This window comes from Bradyrhizobium sp. 14AA (genome assembly GCF_054185205.1).
The window spans coordinates 17,228-40,470 of the sequence record NZ_JAVAYM010000044.1 but is presented as its reverse complement, the minus strand read 5'-3'; the positions used below and the strand labels follow the sequence as shown (position 1 = coordinate 40,470).

The 23,243-nt window shown below is 64.7% G+C and carries 22 protein-coding genes, 1 tRNA gene and 2 pseudogenes; 15 read left to right on the top strand and 10 right to left on the bottom strand.

The genetic code is table 11. From position 1 onward, the window contains the following. A pseudogene (locus tag RAD15_RS41415) lies at positions 1–109 on the top strand (IS481 family transposase); the annotation flags it as partial. 165 nt (positions 110–274) lie between these two features. On the opposite strand, the gene RAD15_RS41410 reads toward RAD15_RS41415, so the two are convergent. Continuing rightward, entirely contained in the window at positions 275–1,963 is a 1,689-nt protein-coding gene (locus tag RAD15_RS41410; RefSeq protein WP_458184464.1) for an MFS transporter, read from the bottom strand. A gap of 148 nt (positions 1,964–2,111) precedes the next feature. Here RAD15_RS41410 and RAD15_RS41405 point away from each other — a divergent pair. The 7 genes and pseudogenes from RAD15_RS41405 to RAD15_RS41375 all read left to right on the top strand — a co-directional run bounded on the left by RAD15_RS41405 (position 2,112) and on the right by RAD15_RS41375 (position 9,973). Further along, positions 2,112–3,484, top strand: a pseudogene (locus tag RAD15_RS41405) (hydrolase). 34 nt (positions 3,485–3,518) lie between these two features. Then, a complete protein-coding gene (locus RAD15_RS41400; protein ID WP_458184463.1) occupies positions 3,519–4,889 on the top strand; it encodes a cytochrome P450 in 1,371 nt (456 codons plus the stop codon). A 49-nt stretch (positions 4,890–4,938) separates the two neighbouring features. Then, positions 4,939–6,348: a DUF5939 domain-containing protein gene (locus RAD15_RS41395; RefSeq protein WP_458184462.1), complete on the top strand. Its 1,410-nt coding sequence runs from the start codon at positions 4,939–4,941 to the stop codon at positions 6,346–6,348. A gap of 190 nt (positions 6,349–6,538) precedes the next feature. Next, positions 6,539–7,027, top strand: coding sequence for a tellurite resistance TerB family protein (locus RAD15_RS41390; protein WP_458184461.1), 489 nt, complete (start codon positions 6,539–6,541; stop codon positions 7,025–7,027). Between the two features lie 227 nt (positions 7,028–7,254). After that, positions 7,255–8,034: an SDR family NAD(P)-dependent oxidoreductase gene (locus tag RAD15_RS41385; protein ID WP_458184460.1), complete on the top strand. Its 780-nt coding sequence runs from the start codon at positions 7,255–7,257 to the stop codon at positions 8,032–8,034. Positions 8,035–8,260: 226 nt separating this feature from the next. After that, positions 8,261–9,061, top strand: a complete 801-nt coding sequence (locus tag RAD15_RS41380; RefSeq protein ID WP_458184459.1) for a glutamine amidotransferase — start codon at positions 8,261–8,263, stop codon at positions 9,059–9,061. 99 nt (positions 9,062–9,160) lie between these two features. Beyond that, complete coding sequence (locus RAD15_RS41375) at positions 9,161–9,973, top strand: enoyl-CoA hydratase (RefSeq protein ID WP_458184458.1); 813 nt, start codon at positions 9,161–9,163, stop codon at positions 9,971–9,973. A 105-nt stretch (positions 9,974–10,078) separates the two neighbouring features. On the opposite strand, the gene RAD15_RS41370 is transcribed toward RAD15_RS41375, so the two are convergent. After that, positions 10,079–10,154 (bottom strand) — tRNA-Ala (locus RAD15_RS41370). Between the two features lie 189 nt (positions 10,155–10,343). On the opposite strand from RAD15_RS41370, the gene RAD15_RS41365 reads away from it, so the two are divergent. Genes RAD15_RS41365 through folD form a run of 3 tightly spaced genes read left to right on the top strand, consistent with a single transcriptional unit; the run spans position 10,344 to position 11,904 of the window. Continuing rightward, the gene (locus RAD15_RS41365) at positions 10,344–10,634 is read left to right on the top strand and encodes a YggT family protein (RefSeq protein WP_008539240.1); all 291 of its coding nucleotides are present in this window, start codon (positions 10,344–10,346) and stop codon (positions 10,632–10,634) included. A gap of 15 nt (positions 10,635–10,649) precedes the next feature. After that, positions 10,650–11,009: a DUF167 domain-containing protein gene (locus tag RAD15_RS41360; RefSeq protein ID WP_458184457.1), complete on the top strand. Its 360-nt coding sequence runs from the start codon at positions 10,650–10,652 to the stop codon at positions 11,007–11,009. A 10-nt stretch (positions 11,010–11,019) separates the two neighbouring features. Then, positions 11,020–11,904, top strand: coding sequence for a bifunctional methylenetetrahydrofolate dehydrogenase/methenyltetrahydrofolate cyclohydrolase FolD (gene folD / locus RAD15_RS41355; protein WP_458184456.1), 885 nt, complete (start codon positions 11,020–11,022; stop codon positions 11,902–11,904). A gap of 133 nt (positions 11,905–12,037) precedes the next feature. Here folD and ppa read toward each other — a convergent pair whose 3' ends face one another. Both ppa and RAD15_RS41345 read right to left on the bottom strand, forming a co-directional pair. Further along, positions 12,038–12,574: an inorganic diphosphatase gene (ppa, locus tag RAD15_RS41350; RefSeq protein ID WP_458184455.1), complete on the bottom strand. Its 537-nt coding sequence runs from the start codon at positions 12,572–12,574 to the stop codon at positions 12,038–12,040. Positions 12,575–12,751: 177 nt separating this feature from the next. Continuing rightward, on the bottom strand, positions 12,752–13,261 hold the full coding sequence (locus RAD15_RS41345) for an N-acetyltransferase family protein (RefSeq protein ID WP_458184454.1): 510 nt from the start codon (positions 13,259–13,261) through the stop codon (positions 12,752–12,754). 360 nt (positions 13,262–13,621) lie between these two features. Between RAD15_RS41345 and RAD15_RS41340 the strand changes: the two genes are divergently transcribed. From RAD15_RS41340 to RAD15_RS41325, 4 genes are read left to right on the top strand one after another with little or no spacing between them, the layout of a single operon-like run. Next, on the top strand, positions 13,622–14,521 hold the full coding sequence (locus RAD15_RS41340) for a dienelactone hydrolase family protein (RefSeq protein WP_458184453.1): 900 nt from the start codon (positions 13,622–13,624) through the stop codon (positions 14,519–14,521). Beyond that, the gene (locus RAD15_RS41335; RefSeq protein ID WP_458184452.1) at positions 14,518–14,985 is read left to right on the top strand and encodes a DUF2269 family protein; all 468 of its coding nucleotides are present in this window, start codon (positions 14,518–14,520) and stop codon (positions 14,983–14,985) included. The genes RAD15_RS41340 and RAD15_RS41335 overlap by 4 nt, the downstream gene beginning before the upstream one ends. Positions 14,986–14,993: 8 nt before the next feature. Continuing rightward, entirely contained in the window at positions 14,994–16,313 is a 1,320-nt protein-coding gene (locus RAD15_RS41330) for an SDR family oxidoreductase (RefSeq protein ID WP_458184451.1), read from the top strand. Then, complete coding sequence (locus RAD15_RS41325) at positions 16,313–16,720, top strand: thiol-disulfide oxidoreductase DCC family protein (protein ID WP_458184450.1); 408 nt, start codon at positions 16,313–16,315, stop codon at positions 16,718–16,720. The genes RAD15_RS41330 and RAD15_RS41325 overlap by 1 nt, the downstream gene beginning before the upstream one ends. 161 nt (positions 16,721–16,881) lie before the next feature. On the opposite strand, the gene RAD15_RS41320 is transcribed toward RAD15_RS41325, so the two are convergent. From RAD15_RS41320 to RAD15_RS41295, 6 genes are all read right to left on the bottom strand, one after another. After that, positions 16,882–18,135: a flavin monoamine oxidase family protein gene (locus tag RAD15_RS41320; protein WP_458184449.1), complete on the bottom strand. Its 1,254-nt coding sequence runs from the start codon at positions 18,133–18,135 to the stop codon at positions 16,882–16,884. Positions 18,136–18,446: 311 nt separating this feature from the next. Then, on the bottom strand, positions 18,447–20,273 hold the full coding sequence (typA, locus tag RAD15_RS41315) for a translational GTPase TypA (protein WP_458184448.1): 1,827 nt from the start codon (positions 20,271–20,273) through the stop codon (positions 18,447–18,449). Positions 20,274–20,511: 238 nt separating this feature from the next. Further along, positions 20,512–20,796, bottom strand: coding sequence for a hypothetical protein (locus RAD15_RS41310; RefSeq protein ID WP_458184447.1), 285 nt, complete (start codon positions 20,794–20,796; stop codon positions 20,512–20,514). Between the two features lie 15 nt (positions 20,797–20,811). Further along, a complete protein-coding gene (locus tag RAD15_RS41305; protein WP_458184446.1) occupies positions 20,812–21,009 on the bottom strand; it encodes a hypothetical protein in 198 nt (65 codons plus the stop codon). 80 nt (positions 21,010–21,089) lie between these two features. Further along, positions 21,090–22,535, bottom strand: a complete 1,446-nt coding sequence (locus RAD15_RS41300; RefSeq protein WP_458184445.1) for a radical SAM protein — start codon at positions 22,533–22,535, stop codon at positions 21,090–21,092. Beyond that, positions 22,516–23,232: a prolipoprotein diacylglyceryl transferase family protein gene (locus tag RAD15_RS41295; RefSeq protein WP_458184444.1), complete on the bottom strand. Its 717-nt coding sequence runs from the start codon at positions 23,230–23,232 to the stop codon at positions 22,516–22,518. The genes RAD15_RS41300 and RAD15_RS41295 overlap by 20 nt, the downstream gene beginning before the upstream one ends. Positions 23,233–23,243: the final 11 nt, after the last annotated feature.

Here is a 23,243-nt window from a genome sequence, read left to right as displayed (position 1 = left end):
CTGGCTACACCAATACAACTGGCACAGACCCCACGGTGGTATAGACTCCCAAACGCCGATCAGCAGGCTCGGTTTGTCCAAGGACAACCTCTTGAGGCTCCACACCTAGTGCGCAATTGCGCACGGGGGCCGGGACCCATAATCACAGGCCGAAGTTTGACGAAGACTAGACGTTGGTACTGCGCGCGGTACGGCGAGCTGCACATCAATCGATGCATCACGCGGTATGGGTCCCGGCCTGCGCCGGGACGACGGCGGAGTGTTTGACAAAAACCTACGTGCTGCTCCCCGCCGCGGTCGCGACCACCGGCAGCACCTCGCCGCCCGCGCGGTCCGGGGTCTCGTCCTTCCAGCGCACCGAGCCGAACGGGCGCTCCAGCATGCGGCGGACGCGCACCGGCTCGGGTCCGACGTGGAAATCGATCGCCTGCTGATGCAGCGCGCGTTCGGATAGGGTCGAGCGGTTGCGCTGGCGCAGGTAATCGAACCAGGTCGGGCAGTGATAGCGCTCGGTCCACAATTCGGGGTCGGCGATATCGCGCGCGATCGACCAGCCATAGGCGCCGTTGCGCTGCCGGGAGAGCTGCACGTCCTGCATCACATTGTGGAAGGCGCGCGCATTTTCCTGGGACACCCTGTACTCGATCTCGACAACCAATGGTCCGCTGCGTCCGGTGAGCGACAATTTCACCTCGGGATCGGCCAGCACGTCGGCATCTTCGTTGCGGGCGCCAACGCGCGGCATGGTGAGCCAGATTCCGAGCAACGGCGAGAGCAGCATCAGGCCTGCGGCCGTCAGCAGCGCGACCTCGACACCGGCATAGTCGGTGAGATGGCCCCAGCCCCAGGCGCCGATCGCGATGCCGCCGGAGATCGAGGCCTGGAACGCCGCGAGCGAGCGCCCCGCAACCCAGCGCGGCGCCGACAGCTGCACGCCGATATTGAACAGTGCCACCGCGGCCATCCAGACGGCGCCGGCCAGTACCAGCGCGGTCGCCGTCAGCACCGGCTCCGTGCTCAGGGCAAGCGCGGCCATCGCGAACGCCATCGAGATGGTGCAGGCGCGGATCGCGGCCTCGCCGCTCATGCGCTTGCGCAATTCATGGATGTTGAGCGCGCCGACCACGGCGCCCATGCCGAACGCGCCGAGCATGATGCCGTAGGTCTGCGCGCCGCCATGCAGCAGGTCGCGCGCGACCAGCGGCATCAGCGCCATGATGGCGCCGCCGATCAGGCCCATCACCAGCGTGCGCAACAACACGATCTTGATCGGCGGCGAATTGGTGATGTAGCGGAAGCCAGAGACCATCGCGCGGTTGAGCTTCTCGCGCGGCAGGCGCGAGGGCTCGGTGTTGCGGCGCCAGAGCAGCAGCACGACCAGCAGCGGCAGATAGAGGATCGCGTTGCAGGCAAACGCGGCGACCGCGCCGAGCGAAGCGACGATGACGCCGCCGACCGCGGGACCGAAGCTGCGCGCGATGTTGTAGCTGATGCCGTTCAGCGCTACCGCGGAGGGAAGCGCGTCGGGGGGCACCTGCTCGCTGACCGAGGATTGCCAGGCGGGGCCGAACAGCGCGTTGCCGCTGCCGACGACGAAGCAGAAGGTGAGCAGCGCCTCCGGGGTGATGAGGTTGAACCCGGCCAGCACGGTGAGCGCGGTCGCGCCGATCAGCGCGATCGACAGTGAGACCAGAGTGACAATGCGGCGGTCGTACATGTCGGCGATTGCGCCGGCCGGCATCGAGATCAGCATGATCGGCAGCATCAGGGCGGTCTGCACCAGCGCCACCTTGTCGGCGGAAGCGGCCATCTGGGTCATCGCCCAGGCCGCGCCGACGCCCTGGATCAGCAGGCCGAGATTGGAGAGCAGGCTGGCGAGCCAGATGCGCCGGAACACGGTGTACCGCAGCGGCGCGGTGATGCCGTCGGCCGCAATTTTCTGACGGTTCGTCTGCTCGGTCATATCCCCTTCCATATGGGCTGGCAGAAGTGGGCTTGGAGTGGTCTTTGGGTGATTCCGGCAAATTCAGTGATGCCCGCGAAAGTCCTTCGCTGTCCAGTGGTTAGGCCGGTATAAGCGGTGCAAAGAGTTGGTTTGCGGGGAAGAACATATGACGTTGTCGCGACGGACGATCCTGTTGGGGGCTAGCAGCTTGCCCTTCGCAATTGCGAGTTTGCGGACGGGCGCGATGGCCCAGACCGCACCCGTCGCAGGGCCGGGCGCTGAGGTGCCGCCGATCCTGTTCGTCCACGGCAACGGCGACTACGACGCGCTCTGGATGACGACCATGTGGCGGATGGAATCGAGTGGCATCGCGCGTGAACGCATGGCGGCGATCAATTTCACCGACCCCCTGGCGCGGAGCGACGACAAGGTCGAGCAGGCCGGCCGCTCCTCGGCCGAGGACCAGCGCCGCGAGCTCACTGCTGCCATCACTGAGCTGAGCGCCGCACCGGTGCGGCGCGCGTCGCGCTGGTCGGCAGCTCGCGCGGTGGCAATGCGATCCGCAACGTCATCAAGAATGGTGGTGCGACCGACGTCAGCCACGCCGTGCTGTGCGGCACGCCCAATCACGGCGTGTTCGCGACCGACGACCAGCTCGGAAACGAGTTCAACGGCCGCGGTCCATTCCTGCGCGGCTTGAACGAGGGTGAGAGCGAGGTGACGCCCGGCACGGCCTTCCTCACCTTGCGCAGCGACGGGATGGACAAATACGCCCAAGCCGACGGTCGTTTCATCGGCAAGCCCGGCGTGCCGATCGGCGTCACCAATGAGGGCCCGGAACTGAAGGGCGCGACCAACCTCGTGCTCGGCGCGCTCGACCATCGCGAGGTGGCGTTTCACCCGCGGGCCTTCCGCGAGATCTACAAATTCATCGCCGGCCGCGAGCCCGCGCGCATTGCGATCGTGCCGGAGCCAGGCGTCAGGCTGAGCGGCCTCGTCACGGGCACGCCGGGTGGTGCGCCGACCAATCGCCCGGTTGTGGGCGCAGCCGTCGATGTCTTCCGCGTCGATCCTGACACTGGGGAGCGCAAGGGTAATGCGGTGCACAGCGCGAAGACCGGCGCCGACGGCCGTTGGGGACCGGCGCAGGTTGATCCCACCTGGTCGCTCGAATTCGTCCTGGCTGCGCCGGATGCGCCGACCACGCACATCTATCGTTCCCCCTTCCCGCGCTCGTCCGACGTCGTGCACCTCAGGCCGGCGCGCCCGCTCGGGCCGCCGGACAAGGACGCCGGCGCGGTCGTGATCATGTCGCGCCCGCGCGGCTATTTCGGTCTGCCACGGGACGTGGTGCTGTTCGACGGCAAGGAGCCGGCCGACGTCAAGCCAGGTGTGCCCACCGATGCGGCAGCAACATTGCGGCTTCCGGCCGCAGAGATCGGGCGTAACATTGTGGCCCAGTTCGGCGAAGAACGAATTGTGGCACGCGCCTGGCCGGCGTCAGAGAACAGGATTGCGATTGCCGAGCTGACTTACTAGCTATTTGCTTGCGTCACATCTGCGGGAGAGAGCCATGAATATCGCCAGCGTGCGTAGGCCCATCGTCCCTCCGACCCCACCGCGTGCGCCGGACGACATGTCGTTCCTTAGCAAGCTCGCGGTGATCCGGCGAAACATGATCGCGACCTGGGGGCAGCGTGCCTACGAGGAAGAAATCATCCCGGGTCGCTTCTTCTTCCGCAACAGCTTCATCCTCAACCGACCCGATGCGATCCGGCACGTCCTGGTCAGCAATTACGAGAATTATTCGCGTACGCCGGCGGGCATCCGGATGCTGCGCCCCGTGCTTGGTGACGGCCTTCTGATCGCGGAAGGTCATTCCTGGACGTTTCAGCGCCGTACCCTTGCGCCGGCGTTCACGCCGCGCGCCACCGCAAATCTCGTTCCGCACATGACGGCGGTGCTCGACGAGACCATCGCGAAGCTCGATGCGCACACAGGCGAAGCGATCGACCTGCGCGAGATCATGCAGCGCATGACGCTCGAGATCGCCGGGCGCACGATGTTCTCGTTCGGCATGGACCGGCACGGCCCGACCTTGCGCAACTTCATCATGGAGTACGCTGCGCGGCTGGGACGGCCCTATTTCCTCGACATGGTGCTGCCGGTGTCCTGGCCGAGCCCGATGGATTTTGCCCGCGCCCGCTTCCGCAAGCGCTGGACTGAATTCGTCGCGATGCTGATCGCCGAGCGGCGTGTCGCCGGCAAGAAGGACGGCGCACCGCCGCGCGATCTGTTCGATCTCATGGACGCCGCGCGCGATCCCGAAACCGGCGAGGGCTTTTCCGACGAGCAGCTCGTCGACGAGGTCGCGACCATGATCCTTGCGGGTCACGAGACCACGGCGACGGCACTGTTCTGGGCGCTCTATCTGCTCGCGCTCGATCCGGAGACGCAGGAGGAGGTGGCGTCCGAGACGCGCGGCGAACATCTCGACAGCATCGCCGACATCGATCGGCAGAAATTCACCCGCGCCGTGATCGAGGAGACGATGCGACTTTATCCGCCGGCGTTCCTGGTCGCCCGCGCCGCGCGAGAAAAGGACAATGCGGCCGGAATCGAGATCAGCAAGGGCGACATCATCATGATCGCGCCTTGGCTGCTGCACCGGCACGAGAAGCTGTGGGATCAGCCGAACGCGTTCATTCCGAAGCGGTTCATGTCAGCGGAGCCACCCGACCGCTTCGCCTATTTGCCGTTCGGCGCGGGTCCGCGCGTCTGCATCGGTGCGCCGTTCGCGCAAGCCGAATCCGTGCTGGCGCTGGCCCGCCTGATCGGCGCGTTCCGTGTCGAGCTCGCCGATACGTCCAATCCCGTGATCCCGCTCGGCGTCGTCACGACGCAGCCGGATCACTCACCCATGTTCCGCATCACGCGTCGGTAACAGGCGCTCGTCTGGCCGATGGCGTGATTTAACCCAGGTAGAGCCCGCCATGAGCGACATCCAGGCCCAGTTTTCCGTTCTGAAGCAGACCGCCGACGCGAAGGTGGTCGATGCCATTGCGCGCCTCATCGAGGACGGCGAGGATCACGAGCTCAACCGCGTCAATGTCCTCGACTTCGCCACGCAGCATGGCGTCGACGAAGAGCACGCGATCTCCGCCTTCCTGCATTCGGCGCGGCTCGGGCTGTTCGATCTCGGCTGGAACGTGCTGTGCCCGGGTTGCGGCGGCGTGCTGGGGGCGCACACGACGCTGAAGGCACTCAAGCCCGACGACTATCACTGCGCGCTCTGCGCCTGCGGCTACAAGGCCTCAGTCGACGATCAGGTCGAGGTCTCCTTCACCGTGAACCCGCGCGTCCGGCGCATCGCCGCGCACGACCCCGATACGCTCCCGGTGTGGGAGTATTTCAAGCAGGTGTTCTGGAGCTCCGGCGTCGACTTCAACAAGGAATCGTTTGCGACGCTGGCCAACGAGGTGACGCTGGACACGATGGAGTTGCCGGCCGGCGAGAAGGCGACGATGTCGCTCCAGCTGCCGAACGACTTCATCATCATCTTCGAGCCGGTGACCCACGCCGCCCATTTCATCGACGTGCAGGGCGAGCCGACCAAGGACCGTCAGCAGCTCGCCATCATGTACAACAAGGTGCAGGCCCCGACGGGAACCACGACCATGCGGCCGGGGCCGCTGCGGCTGTCGCTGGAGAACCAGGCCGGCGTACGCGTGCTGCCGTCGGTGTTCATCGCGGCCGAGGCGCTCCATCATCTGATCGGCAAGCGAAAGCCGTTCCTCACCGCCAAGCGCATGCTGTCGAACCAGACGTTTCGCGACGTCTTCAAGGCCGACAATCTCAGTCTCGACCAGCGGCTGCAGATCACCTCGCTGACCTTCCTGTTCACCGATCTGAAGGGCTCGACCGCGCTCTATGAGCGCGTCGGCGATCTCGCCGCTTTCGATCTGGTGCGCGCGCATTTCCACGCGCTGCTCGAGATCATCTCCTCCGAGAAGGGCGCGGTGGTGAAGACCATCGGCGATGCCGTGATGGCAACCTTCGTTCGTCCCGAGCACGCCATCGTCGCGGGCCTGCGGATGCGCGCGGCCATGGACGAGCTCAACAAGCGGCGCGGCACCGACGATCTCATTGTCAAGATCGGTATCCATGAAGGTCCGTGCCTCGCGGTCATGCTCAACGAGCGGCAGGATTATTTCGGCCAGACCGTCAATATCGCCGCGCGCGTGCAGAGCCTGTCCACCGCGCAGGAGATCCACATCACCGGCCCGGTGGCGGACGCTCCGGCGGTTGCCGCGCTACTTCAGCAGCGCGCGATCACGCCGATCCAGAAACAAGCGGCACTGCGCGGCATCGCCGACAAGATGGTGGTGTACGAGATACCGTGATCTTACCTTGTGTCGTCCCGGCCTTCGCCGGGACGACAACCATGGGGCCGCCGGACCGAATAACAGCAATCAGATTGCCGAAACGTAATGCAGCGCGCGGAACTGACGCACGTTGCGCAGGTTGAGTTTCCCGCTCATATAATGCTGGTAACGCCGCGCCCCGCGGCGTCATCGATTTCGGTAGGACCCTATGCTCGACGGACTGCGCCAATTCATCGCCGACATTGTTGCCCCCCAGGCGCAGGACCGCGCGTTCGGCGACAGCGACTATCGGCTGGCGGCCACCGCGCTGCTGGTCCACGTGGTGTCGCTGGACGGCCAGCCGACGGCGACCGAGCAGCGCAAGCTGCACAGCCTGATCGAAAGCCATTTCGGGCTCGATCGCGGCACCGCCGATCGCCTGATCGCCGATGCGACCGACGTCGAGGGCGAGGCGGTCGATCTCTATCATTTCACCAGCGTCATCATGCGCTCGCTCGACGAGGAGGGGCGCAAGCGCATCGTGCAGATGATGTGGGAGCTGGTCTATGCCGACGGCCAGGTCAGCGAGTTCGAGGACAACGTCGTCTGGCGCGCCTCCGACCTGCTCGGGATCTCCCAGCGCGACCGGATCGACCTGAAGCATGCGATCGCGGACCGCGCCAGCAGTCAGGTCAAGGACGGCGCCGTCGGCGGCTGATCTGTCCTGACACGGCGAATTGCCGGTTGTGCGAACCACATGACGAAACTTTAATGTAGCGCCCGGCCGTCACGGCTACGGATTCACCCGTAAAACCCCGGGTTTCCTGCCCTCCTTGTCGTCCGCTCAAGCGGCTATGCCGCCAGCGCCGCTTGCCTGTCGCACGCGGCCTATGCTCCAGTTCCGTCATTGCGGGACCAAAAACTTCAATTCAAGAGACTTCGATCGTGACTGAGCGGGTAACGTTGATCACCGGTGCCTCGGCGGGCATAGGTGCAGAGCTGGCGCGCGTGTTCGCCGCCAACGGGCATCGCCTGGCATTGACGGCGCGCCGGGCGGACCGGCTGGAGGTGCTCGCGACCGAGCTCGCTGCCAAGAGCGGCAAGAAGCCGATCGTGATTACCTGCGATCTCCAGGACGCCGATGCCGGCGAGAAGATCACGGCGGCGCTCGCGGCCGAGGATGTCGAGCTCGATCATCTCGTCAACAATGCCGGCTACGGTGTGTTCGGCGATGCCGTCAGGCGCGACCGCGCCGAGCAGCTCGGCATCATCGACGTCAATATCCGCGCCCTGACGGATCTGTCCCTGCGCTTCGCCGACCAGCTCATCCGCAACAAGGGCGGCATTCTCAACGTCGGCTCGATCGCGGGCTTCCTGCCCGGCCCCGGCATGGCCGTGTACTACGCGTCCAAGGCCTATGTGATCTCCTTCACCGAGGCCCTGCGTTGCGAGCTCGGCAAGCGTGGCGTTCGCGTCACCGTGCTTTGCCCGGGTCCGGTGCCTTCCGAGTTTCAGGCCCGCGCCGGTTTTGCCCCCGGCTTCGATTCGGCCATTCTCAACGTTTCCGCCGCGGACGTCGCGCGCGATGCCTATCGCGGCCTGATGGCGAACAAACGGGCAGTCCTGCCCGGGCTCGGCATCAAGATCGTGCCGTTCCTGCTTCGGTTTTTTCCGCGCGGCTTCATTCTGGCGGCGGTCGGCAAGTTCCAGATGCGCAAGCGCTAGAGCATGATCCGGAAAAGTGTGAAGCGGTTTTCCGAAAAGATCATGCTCAAACAAAGAGCTAAAGCGCGATGACGATTCAACCCCATCTCATCGCGCTTTAAGCTGCACTGAACCTGTCCGTATTGGCCCGGAGCTTGCTTTCATTTCGCTGTGTGCGCGAACTCACACGAAATTAACGATCGCTTAGTTATGCTGGCGATCTGAACCAATAGATTTCGCAAGGACAATGTCGTTCCGGACGGACAGGTTTGGTGGTGCAGAGGTGGTGCCCTTCCCGCGAAGGGCGCCCGGCGCGACTGCCTCCGCTCCCACGAGCAGCTTGCCGGTCCTGATCGTCCTGCACCAGGAATCCTCGACGCCCGGCCGCGTCGGCAATGCGCTCCGCGCGCTCGGCCATCGCCTCGACATCCGCCGTCCCCGCTTCGGCGATCCCTTGCCCGAGACGCTCGAGCGGCATGCCGGCGCCGTGGTGTTCGGCGGCCCGATGAGCGCGAACGATTCCGACGACTACATCCGCCGCGAGATCGACTGGATCGAAATTCCGCTCCGCGAACAGCGGCCGTTCCTCGGCATCTGCCTCGGCGCGCAGATGCTCGCGATGCAGCTGGGGGCCCGCGTCGCCCCGCATGCGCAGGCGTTGACCCAGATCGGCTACTATCCGATCCGGCCGACCGCCGCGGGCCACGCGCTCTGCCCAGCCTGGCCGGCACAGGTCTATCACTGGCATCGCGAGGGATTTGAGCTGCCTGCAGGGGCCGAATTGCTTGCGGAAGGCGATGATTTTCCGGTGCAGGCGTTTCGCGCCGGCAATGCCTTCGGCGTGCAGTTTCACCCTGATGTGACCTACGCGATGATGCATCGCTGGACCACGCGCGGCTATGACGGCTTCAGCGCGCCCGGTGCGCGGCAGCGGCATCATCACTTCGCGGATCGTGCCGTCTACGATGTCGCAGAACGCGCCTGGCTCGATCATTTCATCAATGGCTGGCTGGTGCGCCGGCCGGTGCTGGCGCAAGCCGCCGAGTGATCGCGCCTTCGCGCAAGTCCCTGCCTCATTCCCGGATATGCTAGGCTCTCTGCAAACGAGCGCGCGCGAACGCGTGCCGGCAGACAACGGGAGAGCGTCATGGCCTACGAGCATATTCTCTACGAGGTGAGCGACACGATCGCGACCATCACGCTCAATCGCCCGGACCGCATGAATGCGTGGACGCCGACCATGGAGCGCGACGTGCGCCATGCCATGGAAGCATCGAGTGCTGATGACAATGTCCGCGTCATCGTGCTCACCGGCGCGGGCCGCGCCTTCTGTGCCGGCGCCGACATGGATGCGCTGAAGGGGCTCGATCCCGATGACGTCAGGCGTGCCTCGAACCTGCCGTCCTTCGACATGAACCGCCGGCCGGACTGGCAGACACGCTACGGTTTCTATCCGTCGATCAAGAAGCCGGTCATCGCCATGCTCAACGGCGCCACCGCCGGCATTGGTCTCGTCCACGCGCTCTATTGCGATCTGCGCTTTGCCGCAGACAACACCGTGTTCACGACGGCCTTCGCGCGGCGCGGCCTGATTGCCGAGCACGGCATCAGCTGGATGCTGCCGCGTATCGTCGGCCACGCCAACGCGATGGATCTGCTGCTTTCGGCGCGCCGTGTTTCGAGCGACGAGGCGCTGCGGATCGGACTGGTGAACCGGCTCTGCTCGCCCGAGAAGCTGCGCGAGGAGACCTACGCCTATGCGCGCGACCTCGCCGATTTCGTCTCGCCGAGCGCCATGGCCGTGATCAAGCGCCAGCTCTACGAGGTGCCGTTCCAGACCCTGGCGGAGGCGACCATCGAGGCCAACCGCGAGATGATGGTGGCGTTGGGCGGCAGCGACTTTCGGGAGGGGGTCGCAAGCTTCATGGAGAAGCGGCCGCCGCGGTTTACGGGGAGGTAGGGGGGCTTGCATCGGGAGAGTCCGCCGCCGCCCTTCGGGCTATGGCGGGACAGCCTTCGCTATGCGAGGGCTTGCCTAGCCGAAGCAGGCGTAGCCTGCGAAGGCTGGTGGAGCCAGGCGGGATCGAACCGCCGACCTCGTCATTGCGAACGACGCGCTCTCCCAGCTGAGCTATGGCCCCGTTTGCTGGCCGCTCTGGTGAATGCGGCCGACAACCGGGCGCCATTTAAGTCCCCGCCAAGGTCAAGTCAAGGACGGCCGTAACCCGGTTTTAGCCATCCGGGCACCGACTTCCCTTGTTTGGGCCGGGGGGAACCGATATCTAGCAAACGGGGGTCAATCCCGACCGCAGCCAGAGTTTTCAAACGCCATGCGTGCCGTTCTCGACATCGTCATCATCGTGCTCGACCTCTACGTCTGGCTGCTGATCGCCTCCGCGATCCTGTCCTGGCTGATCGCCTTTAACGTCGTGAACACCCGCAACCAGTTCGTGTCGGCGGTGGCGGAGTTCCTGTACCGGATCACCGAGCCGCTCCTGGCGCCGATTCGCAACTTCCTGCCCAGTCTCGGCGGCCTCGACATCTCGCCGATCATCCTGATCCTGCTCATCATGTTCATCGAGCGGGTGATCCTTTATTACATCTACCCGAACGTGATCTAAGCGGGCTGGAGCGCCTTGGTTGCCAAAGACGCTTCCAGGGAACCCTGGCGTTACTCGGCCGCAGGCATCAGCATCGCGCTGCGGGTGACGCCGCGCGGCGGCCGCGACGACATCGACGGGATCGAGCAATTGGCCGACGGCCGCAGCGTGCTCAAGGTGCGGGTGCGCGCCATCGCCGATGGCGGCGAGGCCAACAAGGCCGTTCTGGTGCTGCTGGCGAAATCGCTTGGCGTTCCCAAGGCCAGCGTAAAACTGCTATCCGGTGCCACCTCGCGGCTGAAGCAGATCGCGGTCGACGGCGATCCGGCGCGGCTCGGCGAAACCCTGCGCCAGCTTGCCCAAGTCAAATCGGCAGCCGCCAAATCGAAAGATTGAGGGAACTGACATGACCGCCAAGATCATCGATGGAAAAGTCATTGCCGCGGAACTCCGCGCCCGCGTCGCGGACGAGGTCGCCCGCGTCAAGCGCGAGCATGATCTGGTGCCGGGGCTGGCGGTGGTCCTGGTCGGCAACGACCCGGCCAGCGAGGTTTATGTCCGTTCGAAACATACCCAGACCCAGGCCGCCGGCATGGCGTCGTTCGAGCACAAGCTGCCGGCCGACGTCTCGCAAGCCGACTTGCTGGCCGTTGTCGCAAAGCTCAACCGCGATCCCGCCGTGCACGGCATTCTGGTGCAACTGCCGCTGCCGAAGGGGTTGAACACCGAGGCCGTCATCAACGCCATCGATCCCGCCAAGGACGTCGACGGCCTGCATCCGAACAATGCCGGCCGGCTCGCCGGCGGTTTCGAGGCGCTGTCGCCCTGCACGCCGCTCGGCTCCATCATTCTGACCAAGAGCGTGCATGCCTCGCTCGAAGGCATGAACGCCATCGTCATCGGCCGCTCCAACCTGGTCGGCCGTCCGCTGGTGCAATTGCTGTTGAACGAGAACGCCACGGTGACGATCGCGCATTCCCGCTCGCGCGATCTGCCCGGGCTCGTGAGGCGCGCCGACCTTGTCTATGCCGCGGTCGGCAAGCCGGAGATGGTGCGCGGCGACTGGCTGAAGCCGGGCGCGACCGTGATCGACATCGGGATCAATCGCATCCCCAAGGAAGACGGCAAGACCCGCCTCGTCGGCGACGTCGCCTATCAGGAAGCGCTCACTGTGGCCGGCGCGATCACGCCGGTGCCGGGCGGCGTCGGTCAGATGACGGTCGCGTGCCTGCTGGTGAACACGCTGCGTGCCGCCTGCGCGATTGCGGGGCTGCCGAAGCCGGCGGTGTAGCAGTTGAAGCTCTCGTGCCCCGGACGCAGCGCAGCGCGAAGCGATGCGCTGCTGAGCCGGGGCCCAGTGGCGGCATGGGTCCCGGCTCTGCGACGCGTCACTTCGTGCCGCATCGCGTCCGGGACACTAAAACTCAGCCCTTCTTTTTCTTCTCGCGATCCATGCCTTCGAGGATCAGCTTGTGCGCGTCCTCGGGGCCGCCCCAGCGCAGGATCTTCACCCATTTGCCCTTCTCGAGATCCTTGTAGTGCTCGAAGAAGTGCTGGATCTGCTGGAGCGTGATGTCAGGCAGGTCGGAGTACGACTTCACCTTGTCGTAGCGCTGCGTCAGCTTCGACGAGGGCACCGCCAGGATCTTCTCGTCGCCGCCGGCTTCGTCTTCCATGAACAGCACGCCGACCGGGCGCACGCTCATGACGGCGCCGGGGATGATGGCGCGGGTGTTGATGATCAGCACGTCGCAGGGATCGCCGTCATCCGACAGCGTGTGCGGGATGAAGCCGTAGTTACCGGGGTAACGCATCGGCGTGTAGAGGAAGCGGTCGACCACCAGCGTGCCGGCCTCCTTGTCCATCTCGTATTTGATCGGTTCGCCGCCCACGGGGACTTCGATGATGACGTTGATGTCGTGTGGGACGTTCTTTCCGATCGAGATCGCATCGATACGCATTCAAGGCTCCGTTGTTGCCGAGGTAAAATCGCGCCCGGCAGCGATTTTGGCACTGTCATACGCGGGCTTGGCCCGCCTATCCATCGTGTTTTTGTGAAAAAATGAATCCAGCGATCACCGGCTCAAATGGCAACGGTATCGACGGAAGGGAAACGCTGCCGGCCGGACTTCAGCAGCTCAATTGGTCCAAGCGAAGGCAACCTTGTCGAGCGACTTCGGCCCGAACCGTTCCGAGGAGCGCGCCACCATGCGGCCGCCCAGCGCCCGGTAGAATTCCGTCGCGGGGTCATTGTCCGAAAGCGCCCACACCACCATGCTCTTCAGGCCGCTCTGCATCAGGTCGCGGCGGGCGGAGGCGAACAGGCGGCGGCCGAAGCCGAGGCCCTGGAATTCCGGGCGCAGATAGAGCTCGTAGATTTCGCCGTCGAAGTGCAGGCTGCGGGCGCGGTTGCGGCCGTAATTGGCGTAGCCCGCGATCTTGTCGCCGAACACAAGCACGCTGACGCGGCTGCCCTTGCGGATCGCGCTGTCCCACCACTGCGGACCGCGGCGGTTGATCAGCTTTTCCAGCTCGGCGCCGGGGATGATGCCCTGATAGGCGGAGCGCCAGGCTTCGTCATGAGTCGTAGCCACTGCAGTTGCATCTGCAGCTTTGGCCGGCCGGACCTCGATCAGGGTTGTGCTCATAGACGCAATCAAACCAAGTCGCCGCGTCGGCGGCAAGACCTATCGTTAATTATCGGTTAACGTGTGGACTTTCTGCATCAGTATTTAGCCATGTTGTACCGAAAGAGGACAAGCCGCCACCTTGAATGGCGATGGTCTGCCGGGCGTCGGTGCAAAACTGCTTTGCGGCAACGAATGAACGGCGATGGCAACGCAGAAAGTCCGCCCAGACTGATTCGTTCCTACCAGAGCGTGATCCGGAAAAGTGTGAGGCGGCTCTCCGAAAAGATCACGCTCAAACAAAGAGCTAAAGTACGATGACGACTCAACCCGATCTCGTCGCGCCCTAGTGTCGCTGTTCGTGTTCGCCCTCGGCAATTCATGCGGCTTCTCAACACCCTTGCGCTTCTGCCTGTGCTGGCCCTGCTGACTGCACCGCCTCTGTGCGCCGAGGTCACGCTTGGCGCGTCGGGAGGGGAGGGCGAACCGTTTCGCCGGCAAGTGTGGCGTGTACCGTCGCCGGATACCGACATTGCCGCGCATGCCCTGCTGTTTCGCCCGCCGGGTGTGGGCCCGTTCCGGCTCGCAATCATCGCGCACGCCTCGACGCAGAACGGCTTGCGTCGTGCGCAAATGCCGCAACCGGAATACCGCGCGCTTGCGGCGCATCTCGTCGCGCGCGGCTTTGCCGTGCTGGTGCCGGAGCGGCTCGGCCATGGTGCGACCGGCGGCCGCTATGTCGAGGATCAGGGCGGCTGCGACGAGGCGGATTATGCGCGCGCGGGCCGTGCAACGGCCGACCAGATTTCGCGCGCGCTGGAGTTCTTGCGAAAGCAGGATTTCATCCGCAAGGACGCCGCCATCCTGATCGGCCATTCCGCCGGCGGCTGGGGCGCGCTGGCGCTCGCCAATGCCGATCCGAAGACCATCAACACGATCATCGTGTTTGCGCCGGGGCGCGGCGGCCGTGCCAATGATGAGCCGGGCCGGATCTGCGCACCACATGCGCTGCTTGCGGCGGCGGCGGAGTTCGGCAAGAGCGCGCGGATTCCCGTCACGTGGCTCGTTGCGGCCAATGACAGCTATTTTGCGCCGGCGTTTTCAAAGGGCTTGGCCGATGCGTTTCGCGGTGCTGGCGGCAAGGTCGATTTCCGCACCTTGCCGGCCGTCGGCAGCGAGGGGCACTGGATGATCGAACTCGATGCCGGCGTCGAAGCCGCGGGCAGCGAGCTCGCGCGTGCGCTGAACCAGGGCCAGCCAACAGCGACCAAGAAGCCATGACGCTGTATTTCCTGGTCAAATATCTCCATGTGCTCGGCGCCATCGTCATCCTCGGCACCGGAAGTGGCATCGCCTTCTTCATGCTGATGGCGCACCGCACCGACGATGCGGAGTTCATCGCGCGCACCGCTTCGGTCGTCGTGATCGCCGACGCAATCTTCACGCTGTCGGCCGTGCTCTTCCAGCCGGTCACGGGCGGCTTGCTGATGATGCTCTCGGCGACGGCGATCACCGAGCGCTGGCTGCTCGCTTCGCTCGTGTTGTATGCCGTCGCCGGCCTGTTCTGGATTCCTGTCGTCTTCATGCAGATCGAGATGCGCGATCTCGCGCGCAAGGCCGCCGAGCAACACACTGCGTTGCCGCAACGATACTTCGTCCTGTTCCGCCGCTGGTTCGCGTTCGGCTTCCCCGGCTTCGGCGCGACGATGCTGATCCTGTGGCTGATGATCGCAAAGCCGTTTTGAGAGCAGCGATGAACCAGCGAACCATCTTGGTGCTCGGCGCCTCCGGCTTGATCGGCCGCTTCGTCACCGATGATCTGCGCGCGCGGGGTTTTCGCGTGGTCGGCGTGGCCCGCAGCCTGTCGCCGGCGCAGAAGACGAGCGCGCTGGATATCGAGCTGCCGATCCTCTCGCTCGACGCGCCTGCGTTGACGCGCCTGTTGCGCGAGCATGCGGTGGATGTCGTCGTGAACTGTCTCGGCGTGCTCCAGGATGGCCCCGGCAGCGACACAGGCGCCATGCATCGCTATTTCGTCGCGCGCCTGCTTGCGGCGATCACCGACAGCGGCCGCGCGATCCGGCTGGTGCACATCTCGATCCCCGGAGCGGCCGAAGCCGATCGCACCGCCTTCGCAACGACCAAGCGCGAAGCCGAGCGCCTGATCGCGGCCTCAGGCATTGCCCACGCCATCCTGCGGCCCGGCTTCGTGGTCGCACCATCCGCCTATGGCGGCAGCGCCATGCTCCGCGCGCTCGCTGCCTTTCCGGTCGATCTGCCAGCGAAAGAGATGGCGACGCCGTTCCAGCCCATCTCCGTCGAGGATATCTCGGCCACCATCGCCTGGCTCGCCGCGCGCGACATCGACGACGCCTCCGTCAAGGCGGTGAGCTGGGATCTGATGCAGGCTGAGCCGGTCACCATGGCCGGCGTCATCAGGCAGTTTCGCCAAGCGTTTGGCACGGCCGGCTGGCCGCATGTCGCGATGCCGCACCTGTTGCTCGATCTCGGCGCCAAAATCGGCGATCTCGCCAATTATCTCGGCTGGATGCCGCCGATGCGCTCCACGGCCATCGCCGAGCTGCGCCGCGGCGTGCGAGGTGATCCCTCGGCCTGGATCGCTGCGACAGGTATCACGCCGAAGACGCTGATCGAAACGATCGGCCGTCATCCCGCGACCATTCAGGACAAATGGTTCGCGCGATTGTTCCTGGTCAAGGCCCTGATCTTCGCCAGCCTCGTCGTGTTCTGGCTCGTCTCCGGCTTCATCGCGCTGTTCGTGTCCTACCGTGCCGCTGCCGGCATCCTGACGGCGCACAACTTCCCGCCCGCGCTGGTCGATCCCATCACCATCGGCACCAGCCTGATGGACATGAGCATCGGCGTGCTGGTTGCCTTCCGTCGCACCGCGGCGATCGGTCTCGTTGCTGGCATCGTCGCCTCGCTCGGCTATATGTTCGGCGCGGCGATCCTCACGCCCGACCTCTGGATCGAGCCGCTCGGCGCACTGGTGAAGACCGGGCCCGCGATCGTGCTCATGCTGGTGGCGCTTCTGATGCTGGACAATCGCTGATGCCAAAATGGCCTGACGACGACGTGATCCTGTTCGACGGCATCTGCATCTTCTGCTCGCGCTGGGTGCGTTTTGTGGCGAAACGCGACACAGCGAAGCGGTTTCGCTTCACGCCGATCCAGTCGGACTATGGCGCGAAGCTCGCGCGCACGTTCGGCATCGATCCGGATGATCCCGATACCAACGCGGTTGTCCACGGCGGCAAGGTGTTCATGAAGTCGGATGCCGCGCTGACGGTGCTGTCGCAGCTTCCGGGCTGGGGTTGGGTGAGCGCGCTGTTCGCCGTGCCGAAGCCGCTTCGAGACCCCGTCTACAGCCTCATCGCGCAGAACCGCTATCGCATCTTCGGGAAGTATGACGCGTGCTTTGTGCCGGATGCTGATTTGCGAGCGAGGGTGATTGAATAGCCCGATAGCGGCGCCACAAATTCAGGGTCGTCCCGGCGAAGGCCGGGACCCATAACCACAGGGCGAGGTTTGGCGACGGCTGGAAGTGGAGGGTCAATCCGCGGTAAGCGTGGTCCATTGAGAAATCACGCGGTATGGGTCCCGGCTTTCGCCGGGACGACTCATGGATAGCGCTTCCCAATCGCCCCCAACGCTTCCCCCGCCGCGCGCTCCCCACTATCCCGCGCGCCATGCGCCGTCGTGAAGAAGCTCGGCGACGTCGCCTCTCCCGCAAAAAACAGCCGGCCATCCACCGGCGCCGCCAGCACGGCACGGTCCCCGGCGTGGCCGGGCAGCGCGTGCGAATAGGCACCTCGCGCAAACGGATCATGCGCCCAGCGCGATTCGTACAGCGGCTTCAGTTTGCGGCGGATGTCGTTGCCGAGGAAGCCTGCGATCTCGTCGATGCTCTGTGCGGCGATGGCGCCGTCGCCGGAATCTTCCAGCTCGCGGGCAAAACTGCCGCCGAAAAAGCCTTCGATGCAGGGCTGGCCGAACGGGCGGATGTGGTAGGTGCCCATCGCGGTGCGCATGGTGGCGCCGCGCAAGTTTGCTTCCTTGGGAAAGGCTTCGGCATCGCCAAGCGCCAGCGTCACCTTGTCGTCGACGCCGAGCGGCAGGCCGGCTGCGGCATCGACCTTGGCGGGAAGCGGCGGCGAGAAGCGGATCGCTTCATCGGCGATGAGATTGGTCGGCACGGTGACAATCACCTTGTCGGCGGTCAGCGTGCCCTGCGACGTCTCGATGCGGATGCGTTGGCCCGAATGATCGACCAGCGTGACGTTGCAGTTCAACGCCACCGGACACGGCGCGCCGTAGGCTGCGATGAGCGCGCCATAGCCGCGGCGGACGCGCCAGTTGAGGTTGGTATCCTCATAGGCGTCCCAGTCCAGCGTCGACATGTCCTTCAGTTCGCAGCCGTTGATATAGGTCGAGATCGCGTCGATCATCGGATTCCAGCGATTGCCGGGCTCCAAGCTCCGGTTCGCGGGTTCGTCCGTGCCCTTTTGCGCGGCTTCCCAGAGGCGCTCGTAGAATTGGTCCATCGCGCGCGTGAAATCGTCGCGCTCGCTTTGCGGAAATGCGTTGCCATAGGCGCGCTCGCGCCAGGGCGGCAGGTCCTTGTTGAGATCAAAGTCGAGCTTTTGCGCGATCGAAACGAAGGAGTTCTTGTCGGCCGAGTGCAGCCAGCCGCAGCCGACGTCGAAGGTGACCTCAGGCGAGGCCTGCACCGTCCAGGCGCGGCCACCGAGCCTGTTGCGCGCCTCCAGCACGATCACGGAGAGTCCCGAGCCCGCCAGCGCGTGTGCCGCGCCGAGGCCGGCGGCACCAGCGCCGATGATCGCGACGTCGACGGAGGAGGGCAGGGAGGTCATGGGCGGGCTCTAGCACGTTCGTGAAGAGTGCTGAAGCGGGGCTAGGTATGGAGCTCTCGTGTCCCGGACGCGCTGCAGCGCTCTTGCGCTGCTGCGCAGAGCCGGGACCCAAGGTGATGTGCGGAGGATGAGAGTATCTGGGCCCCGGCTCAGCAGCGCATCACTGCGTGCTGCGCTGCGTCCGGGGCACGAGGCAGTTTCGTAGGGTGGGCAAAGGCGCGCTTGCGCCGTGCCCACCATCGTCGTCCAGAACTTCAAGCGGTGGGCACGCTGCGCTTTGCCCACCCTACGGCACCACGGAGACCGGCAGCTTACGCCACCGCTTCCTTGGCCTTTTCCGCGCGCTTGCGCTCGTTCGGGTCGAGGTGCTTCTTGCGCAGGCGGATCGACTTCGGGGTGACCTCGACGAGCTCGTCGTCCTCGATATAGGCGAGCGCCTTTTCCAGGGTCATACGGATCGGCGGGGTCAGGCGCACGGCTTCGTCCTTGGAGGTCGTGCGGATGTTGGTGAGCTGCTTGCCCTTGAGCACGTTGATCTCGAGATCGTTGTCGCGGGTGTGCTCGCCGACGATCATGCCCTTGTAGACCTTCCAGCCCGGCTCGATCATCATCGGGCCGCGATCTTCCAGCTTGAACATGGCGTAGGCCACCGCTTCGCCCTGGTCGTTGGAGATCAGGACGCCGTTGCGGCGGCCCTGGATCTCGCCCTTGTACGGGGCATAGCCGTGGAACAGGCGGTTCATGATCGCGGTGCCGCGGGTGTCGGTGAGCAGTTCGCCCTGGTAGCCGATCAGGCCGCGGGTCGGCGCGTAGAACACCAGGCGCTGGCGGTTGCCGCCCGAGGGCTTCATCTCGATCAGCTCGGACTTGCGCTCGCTCATCTTCTGCACGACGACGCCGGAGTGCTCCTCGTCGACGTCGATCACGACTTCCTCGATCGGCTCCATGGCGCCGCCGGTGGCCTCGTCCTTCTGGAACACGACGCGCGGACGCGACACCGAGAGCTCGAAGCCCTCGCGGCGCATGGTCTCGATCAGGATCGCGAGCTGCAATTCGCCGCGGCCGGACACTTCCATCGCGTCCTTGTCGGCGGCCTCGACGACGCGCAGCGCGACGTTGCCCTCGGCTTCGCGCAGCAGACGGTCGCGGATCATGCGGCTCGTCACCTTGTCGCCTTCGGTGCCGGCGAGCGGGGAGTTGTTGACGATGAACGACATCGACACGGTCGGCGGATCGATCGGCTGTGCCGGCAGCGGCACCTCGACGGTCGGATCGCAGAAGGTGTCGGCGACGGTGCCCTTGGTCAGGCCCGCGATGGCGACGATGTCGCCGGCTTCGGCTTCCTCAAGTGGGGTACGCTCGAGACCGCGGAACGCCAGGATCTTGGTGACGCGCCCGGACTCGACCAGCTTGCCGTCGGCATGCAGCACCTTGACCTGCTGGTTCGGCTTGAGCACGCCCGAGGAGATGCGGCCGGTGATGATACGGCCGAGATAGGGGTTAGCTTCGAGAATGGTGCCGATCATCCGGAACGGACCTTCCTCGACCTTCGGCGGCGCGACGTGGCGCAGGATCAGGTCGAACAGCGGCTCCATGCCCTTGTCCTGCGGACCCTCGGGGCTTTCGGCCATCCAGCCCTGCTTGGCCGACCCGTACAGGATCGGGAAGTCGAGCTGCTCCTCGCTGGCGTCGAGCGCCGCGAACAGGTCGAACACCTCGTTGATGACTTCGGTCGGGCGCGCGTCGGGGCGGTCGACCTTGTTGATGACGACGATCGGCTTGAGCCCGACCTTGAGCGCCTTGGAGACCACGAACTTGGTCTGCGGCAGCGGGCCTTCGGCAGCGTCGACCAGCACCAGGGCGCCGTCCACCATGTTCAGGATGCGCTCGACCTCACCGCCGAAATCGGCGTGGCCGGGGGTGTCGACGATGTTGACGCGGGTGTCCTTCCACTGCACCGAGGCCGCCTTGGCCAGAATGGTGATGCCGCGCTCGCGCTCCAGGTCGTTGGAGTCCATGGCGCGATCCGTCACCTTCTGGTTCTCGCGGAACGTGCCGGACTGCTGGAGGAGTTTGTCGACCAGGGTCGTCTTGCCGTGGTCGACGTGGGCGATGATGGCGACGTTACGGAGGTTCATGAGTAAGCTTCTTTGCGTTCGAACAATGGGTTAAGCGCGATCTCGCCGGCCAGACCGGGACCTCTTCTCGAAACAACGCTGGAAGACTGGAAACGCGGCGCTTTCCGCCCAAAAAGGAAGCCCGGCCATATCGACCGGGCACCCTATGCGTTGCGGCGCAATATATGCAAAAACCGCCAAAAAACAATGTGTTCTTTGCTGGTTGGTTGACTGAATTTTGTCCGGGAATTCCCGGGGCTTAGGGCCGGGTTCCGGGATGGATGGGGGCCTTTCGCCCCTTGATGGCCGCCCAGATCAGGGCGACGCCTCCGATGCCGACGACCACGCCCAGAAAGACCAGCGGCGCGATGTCGGAATCGATCCGGCCGCTTTCGGATATCGAGATTCCGCCGAACAGCAGGGCGCAGAGGCCCGGCAGCAGCAGGATGATCCCGAAGATCGCCATGAGCGCGGTCAGGCAGCCGCTGCGTGCCTGATGGGCCGTTGGAATGGGAGGTAGGTTAGGCCGTGGCGTATCGCTCAAGGTGGAGCTCCCGTGTTAACGGCGGCGCGCAAAGCTTTTTATTCCAATCACAATGCCCAGAACGGTAAGTGCGGCTCCCACGAGGGCGATGCCCAAAACAACGATCACAAAAGGATGGGAGGTGGCATTCGGCTTTTTGAGCTCAGAGTAAAACAAGACTCCCGTGCAAAGCCCAGGCAGGAGCAAGACAATTCCTGCAATGACGAGAAACAATGTCAGACATCCTCTGGGCGAATCTATCCAGGGCCCCTGCCGCTGAAATCGATCAGGCGGAGGTGGAGAGCTGGTATCGCTCACCGCGGCACTTCCTCGCTTTGCCTTGTCTCACGATAGGTCCGTCCAGCCAGCGCAGCGCGGATGCCGTCGATCTTGCCGTTCCGGTAAAACAGATTGTAGGTGTCGAACGGAATGATCGCGCCCTGCTCGGTCACGAAATGGATGCAGCTGCGCTTGACGTTGCCGACGCAGAAATTGAAGCGGTCGAGAAATTGCACGATGGTGACGCGGAAGACGTTCTCGTAAGACAGCCCCTGCGGTACCTCGAAGCTCGGCAGGCAGCACAGCAATTCGCAGACGCGCTCGCTCGTGTTCAGCGGCCCTGACGACAGCGAGAACAGATCGACAAATTTTTCCCGCAGCATCGGATATTTTTCCGGGCTGATGGTGTTGGGCATCACCGCAACCAGCTGCTCCTGCGGAATCAGCGAGGTCAGCGGCAGCACCTTCTCGCTGTTGCGCAAGCCATAGCCGATCGAGATGCTTTCGGGGTTGCAGGGCAGCGGGATCATGTCCTTGTCGCCGAACACGCCGGTCTCGACCACGCGCTTGCGGATCTCCGACAGCATGATGCGGTCGGTATTCTTGTCGAAGCCCTCGTTGCGCCCGGCATCCTGCACCGGCTGCAGCGTAACGCCGCGCACGCATTTCCAGGTCAGCGCGTGACGCACGATATCGCCGATCTCGGCATCGTTGACGCCGCGCTTGATGGTCGCGACCAGCGTGGTCGAGACGCCGTAGTGCTCCAGATTCTCCAGCGCCTGCTGGCGGATCTTGCGCAGATCCGCGCCGCGCAGATTGATCAGCGCGTCGCGTTCGAGCGAATCGAACTGGAGATAGACCTCCAGCCCGCGCCTGTTCGCGGCGAGCCGCGCCACGAAATCCTTCTCGCGGGCGATGCGCAGGCCGTTGGTGTTGATCATGACGTGGCGGATCGGACGGGCGCGCACGGCGTCGAGGATCGCGAAGAAATCCGGGTGCAGCGTCGGCTCGCCGCCGGAGATCTGCACGAGATCGGGCTCGCCTTCGCTTGCGACCAGCGCGTCGAGCATCTTCTCCACCGTCGCGAGCGGGGTGAATTTCGTTCGTGCGGGCGAGGATTCGGCGAAGCAGACCGGGCAGGTGAGATTGCAGTGCTCGGTGATCTCGATCAGCGCCAGGCAGGAATGCTGCTCGTGGTCGGCACAGAGGCCGCAATCATACGGACATCCGAATTCGGTGCGGTGCTGGAATTGCAGCGGCCGGTCGCCGGGCTTGATGAAATCCTTGCACAGGCGCCAATAGGCGGCATCGGTCGAGACCAGCGTCGACTGGACGCCATGCTCCCGGCAGCGCTTTTCATACCAGACCTCGTTATCGAGGATCTGGATCTTGGTCGGCACCAGCTCAAGGCAGGTCTCGCAGAGAGACTGAGTCTGGCCCCAGAAAATATAGGGTCGCGACTTACGCAACGGCGCGTTCATGCATGGGTCTCGCTTTGGGCGCCGTCGCCAGCATGATGCCGGCGTAGAGCAAAATGGACAACGACAGCAGGTGAAACAGCGTGAGGGGACCGATCAGCGGGCCGTAGGGCTTGAGGAATTCCCACAGGAAGCGTTGCGCTCCATAGTAGACGAGAACCAGGTAGAAACCATTGGTGATCACAAACGCGCTCCGGTTCAAGACGGCCAGCACATAGAGCAGCGCGAACACGGCCATGGCCGCGCTCTCGTAGAGCTGCACGGGATGACGCAGAATGCCGTCGCCGAAATCATGGCCGAAAGGCAGCGCCGTCGGCGTGCCGTAAGTGAAATCGTCCAGGCCCGCAAAATAGCAGCCGAGCCGGCCGATCGCGATGCCGAGCGCCAGCGGCAGCGCGAAACGCGCGCCGGTTCGTACCGTGATCCCCGCGGACCATTTGTAGAGCTCGATCGCCACGATGCCGCCGGCGAGCGCGCCTTCGACCGAGCGCGCAATGCCGCGCTCGCCCGACAGCCACAGATTGGCGGAGCCGAACAAATAGGCCCCGAGGCCCGCGCCGAACACCAGCGCGGCGACATAGGGCAGCTCGAAGGATTGCGCCGGAAACTGCAAGCGTTGTCGCGACAGCCAGTAGACGGCAGCTGCCGCCGCCAGCCACGCTGCGATGTCGAAGACGGTGTGAAGGAATGCCCCGCTCATGCGGGGAGACT

What these genes read in the sequence shown, in the direction of transcription:
- RAD15_RS41410 (WP_458184464.1), bottom strand. Translation starts at nt 1,963, where the DNA reads ATGACCGAGCAGACGAACCGTCAGAAAATTGCGGCCGACGGCATCACC.
- RAD15_RS41400 (WP_458184463.1), top strand. Translation starts at nt 3,519, where the DNA reads ATGAATATCGCCAGCGTGCGTAGGCCCATCGTCCCTCCGACCCCACCG.
- RAD15_RS41395 (WP_458184462.1), top strand. Translation starts at nt 4,939, where the DNA reads ATGAGCGACATCCAGGCCCAGTTTTCCGTTCTGAAGCAGACCGCCGAC.
- RAD15_RS41390 (WP_458184461.1), top strand. Translation starts at nt 6,539, where the DNA reads ATGCTCGACGGACTGCGCCAATTCATCGCCGACATTGTTGCCCCCCAG.
- RAD15_RS41380 (WP_458184459.1), top strand. Translation starts at nt 8,261, where the DNA reads ATGTCGTTCCGGACGGACAGGTTTGGTGGTGCAGAGGTGGTGCCCTTC.
- RAD15_RS41375 (WP_458184458.1), top strand. Translation starts at nt 9,161, where the DNA reads ATGGCCTACGAGCATATTCTCTACGAGGTGAGCGACACGATCGCGACC.
- RAD15_RS41365 (WP_008539240.1), top strand. Translation starts at nt 10,344, where the DNA reads ATGCGTGCCGTTCTCGACATCGTCATCATCGTGCTCGACCTCTACGTC.
- folD (WP_458184456.1), top strand. Translation starts at nt 11,020, where the DNA reads ATGACCGCCAAGATCATCGATGGAAAAGTCATTGCCGCGGAACTCCGC.
- ppa (WP_458184455.1), bottom strand. Translation starts at nt 12,574, where the DNA reads ATGCGTATCGATGCGATCTCGATCGGAAAGAACGTCCCACACGACATC.
- RAD15_RS41345 (WP_458184454.1), bottom strand. Translation starts at nt 13,261, where the DNA reads ATGAGCACAACCCTGATCGAGGTCCGGCCGGCCAAAGCTGCAGATGCA.
- RAD15_RS41340 (WP_458184453.1), top strand. Translation starts at nt 13,622, where the DNA reads ATGCGGCTTCTCAACACCCTTGCGCTTCTGCCTGTGCTGGCCCTGCTG.
- RAD15_RS41335 (WP_458184452.1), top strand. Translation starts at nt 14,518, where the DNA reads ATGACGCTGTATTTCCTGGTCAAATATCTCCATGTGCTCGGCGCCATC.
- RAD15_RS41330 (WP_458184451.1), top strand. Translation starts at nt 14,994, where the DNA reads ATGAACCAGCGAACCATCTTGGTGCTCGGCGCCTCCGGCTTGATCGGC.
- RAD15_RS41325 (WP_458184450.1), top strand. Translation starts at nt 16,313, where the DNA reads ATGCCAAAATGGCCTGACGACGACGTGATCCTGTTCGACGGCATCTGC.
- RAD15_RS41320 (WP_458184449.1), bottom strand. Translation starts at nt 18,135, where the DNA reads ATGACCTCCCTGCCCTCCTCCGTCGACGTCGCGATCATCGGCGCTGGT.
- typA (WP_458184448.1), bottom strand. Translation starts at nt 20,273, where the DNA reads ATGAACCTCCGTAACGTCGCCATCATCGCCCACGTCGACCACGGCAAG.
- RAD15_RS41300 (WP_458184445.1), bottom strand. Translation starts at nt 22,535, where the DNA reads ATGAACGCGCCGTTGCGTAAGTCGCGACCCTATATTTTCTGGGGCCAG.
- RAD15_RS41295 (WP_458184444.1), bottom strand. Translation starts at nt 23,232, where the DNA reads ATGAGCGGGGCATTCCTTCACACCGTCTTCGACATCGCAGCGTGGCTG.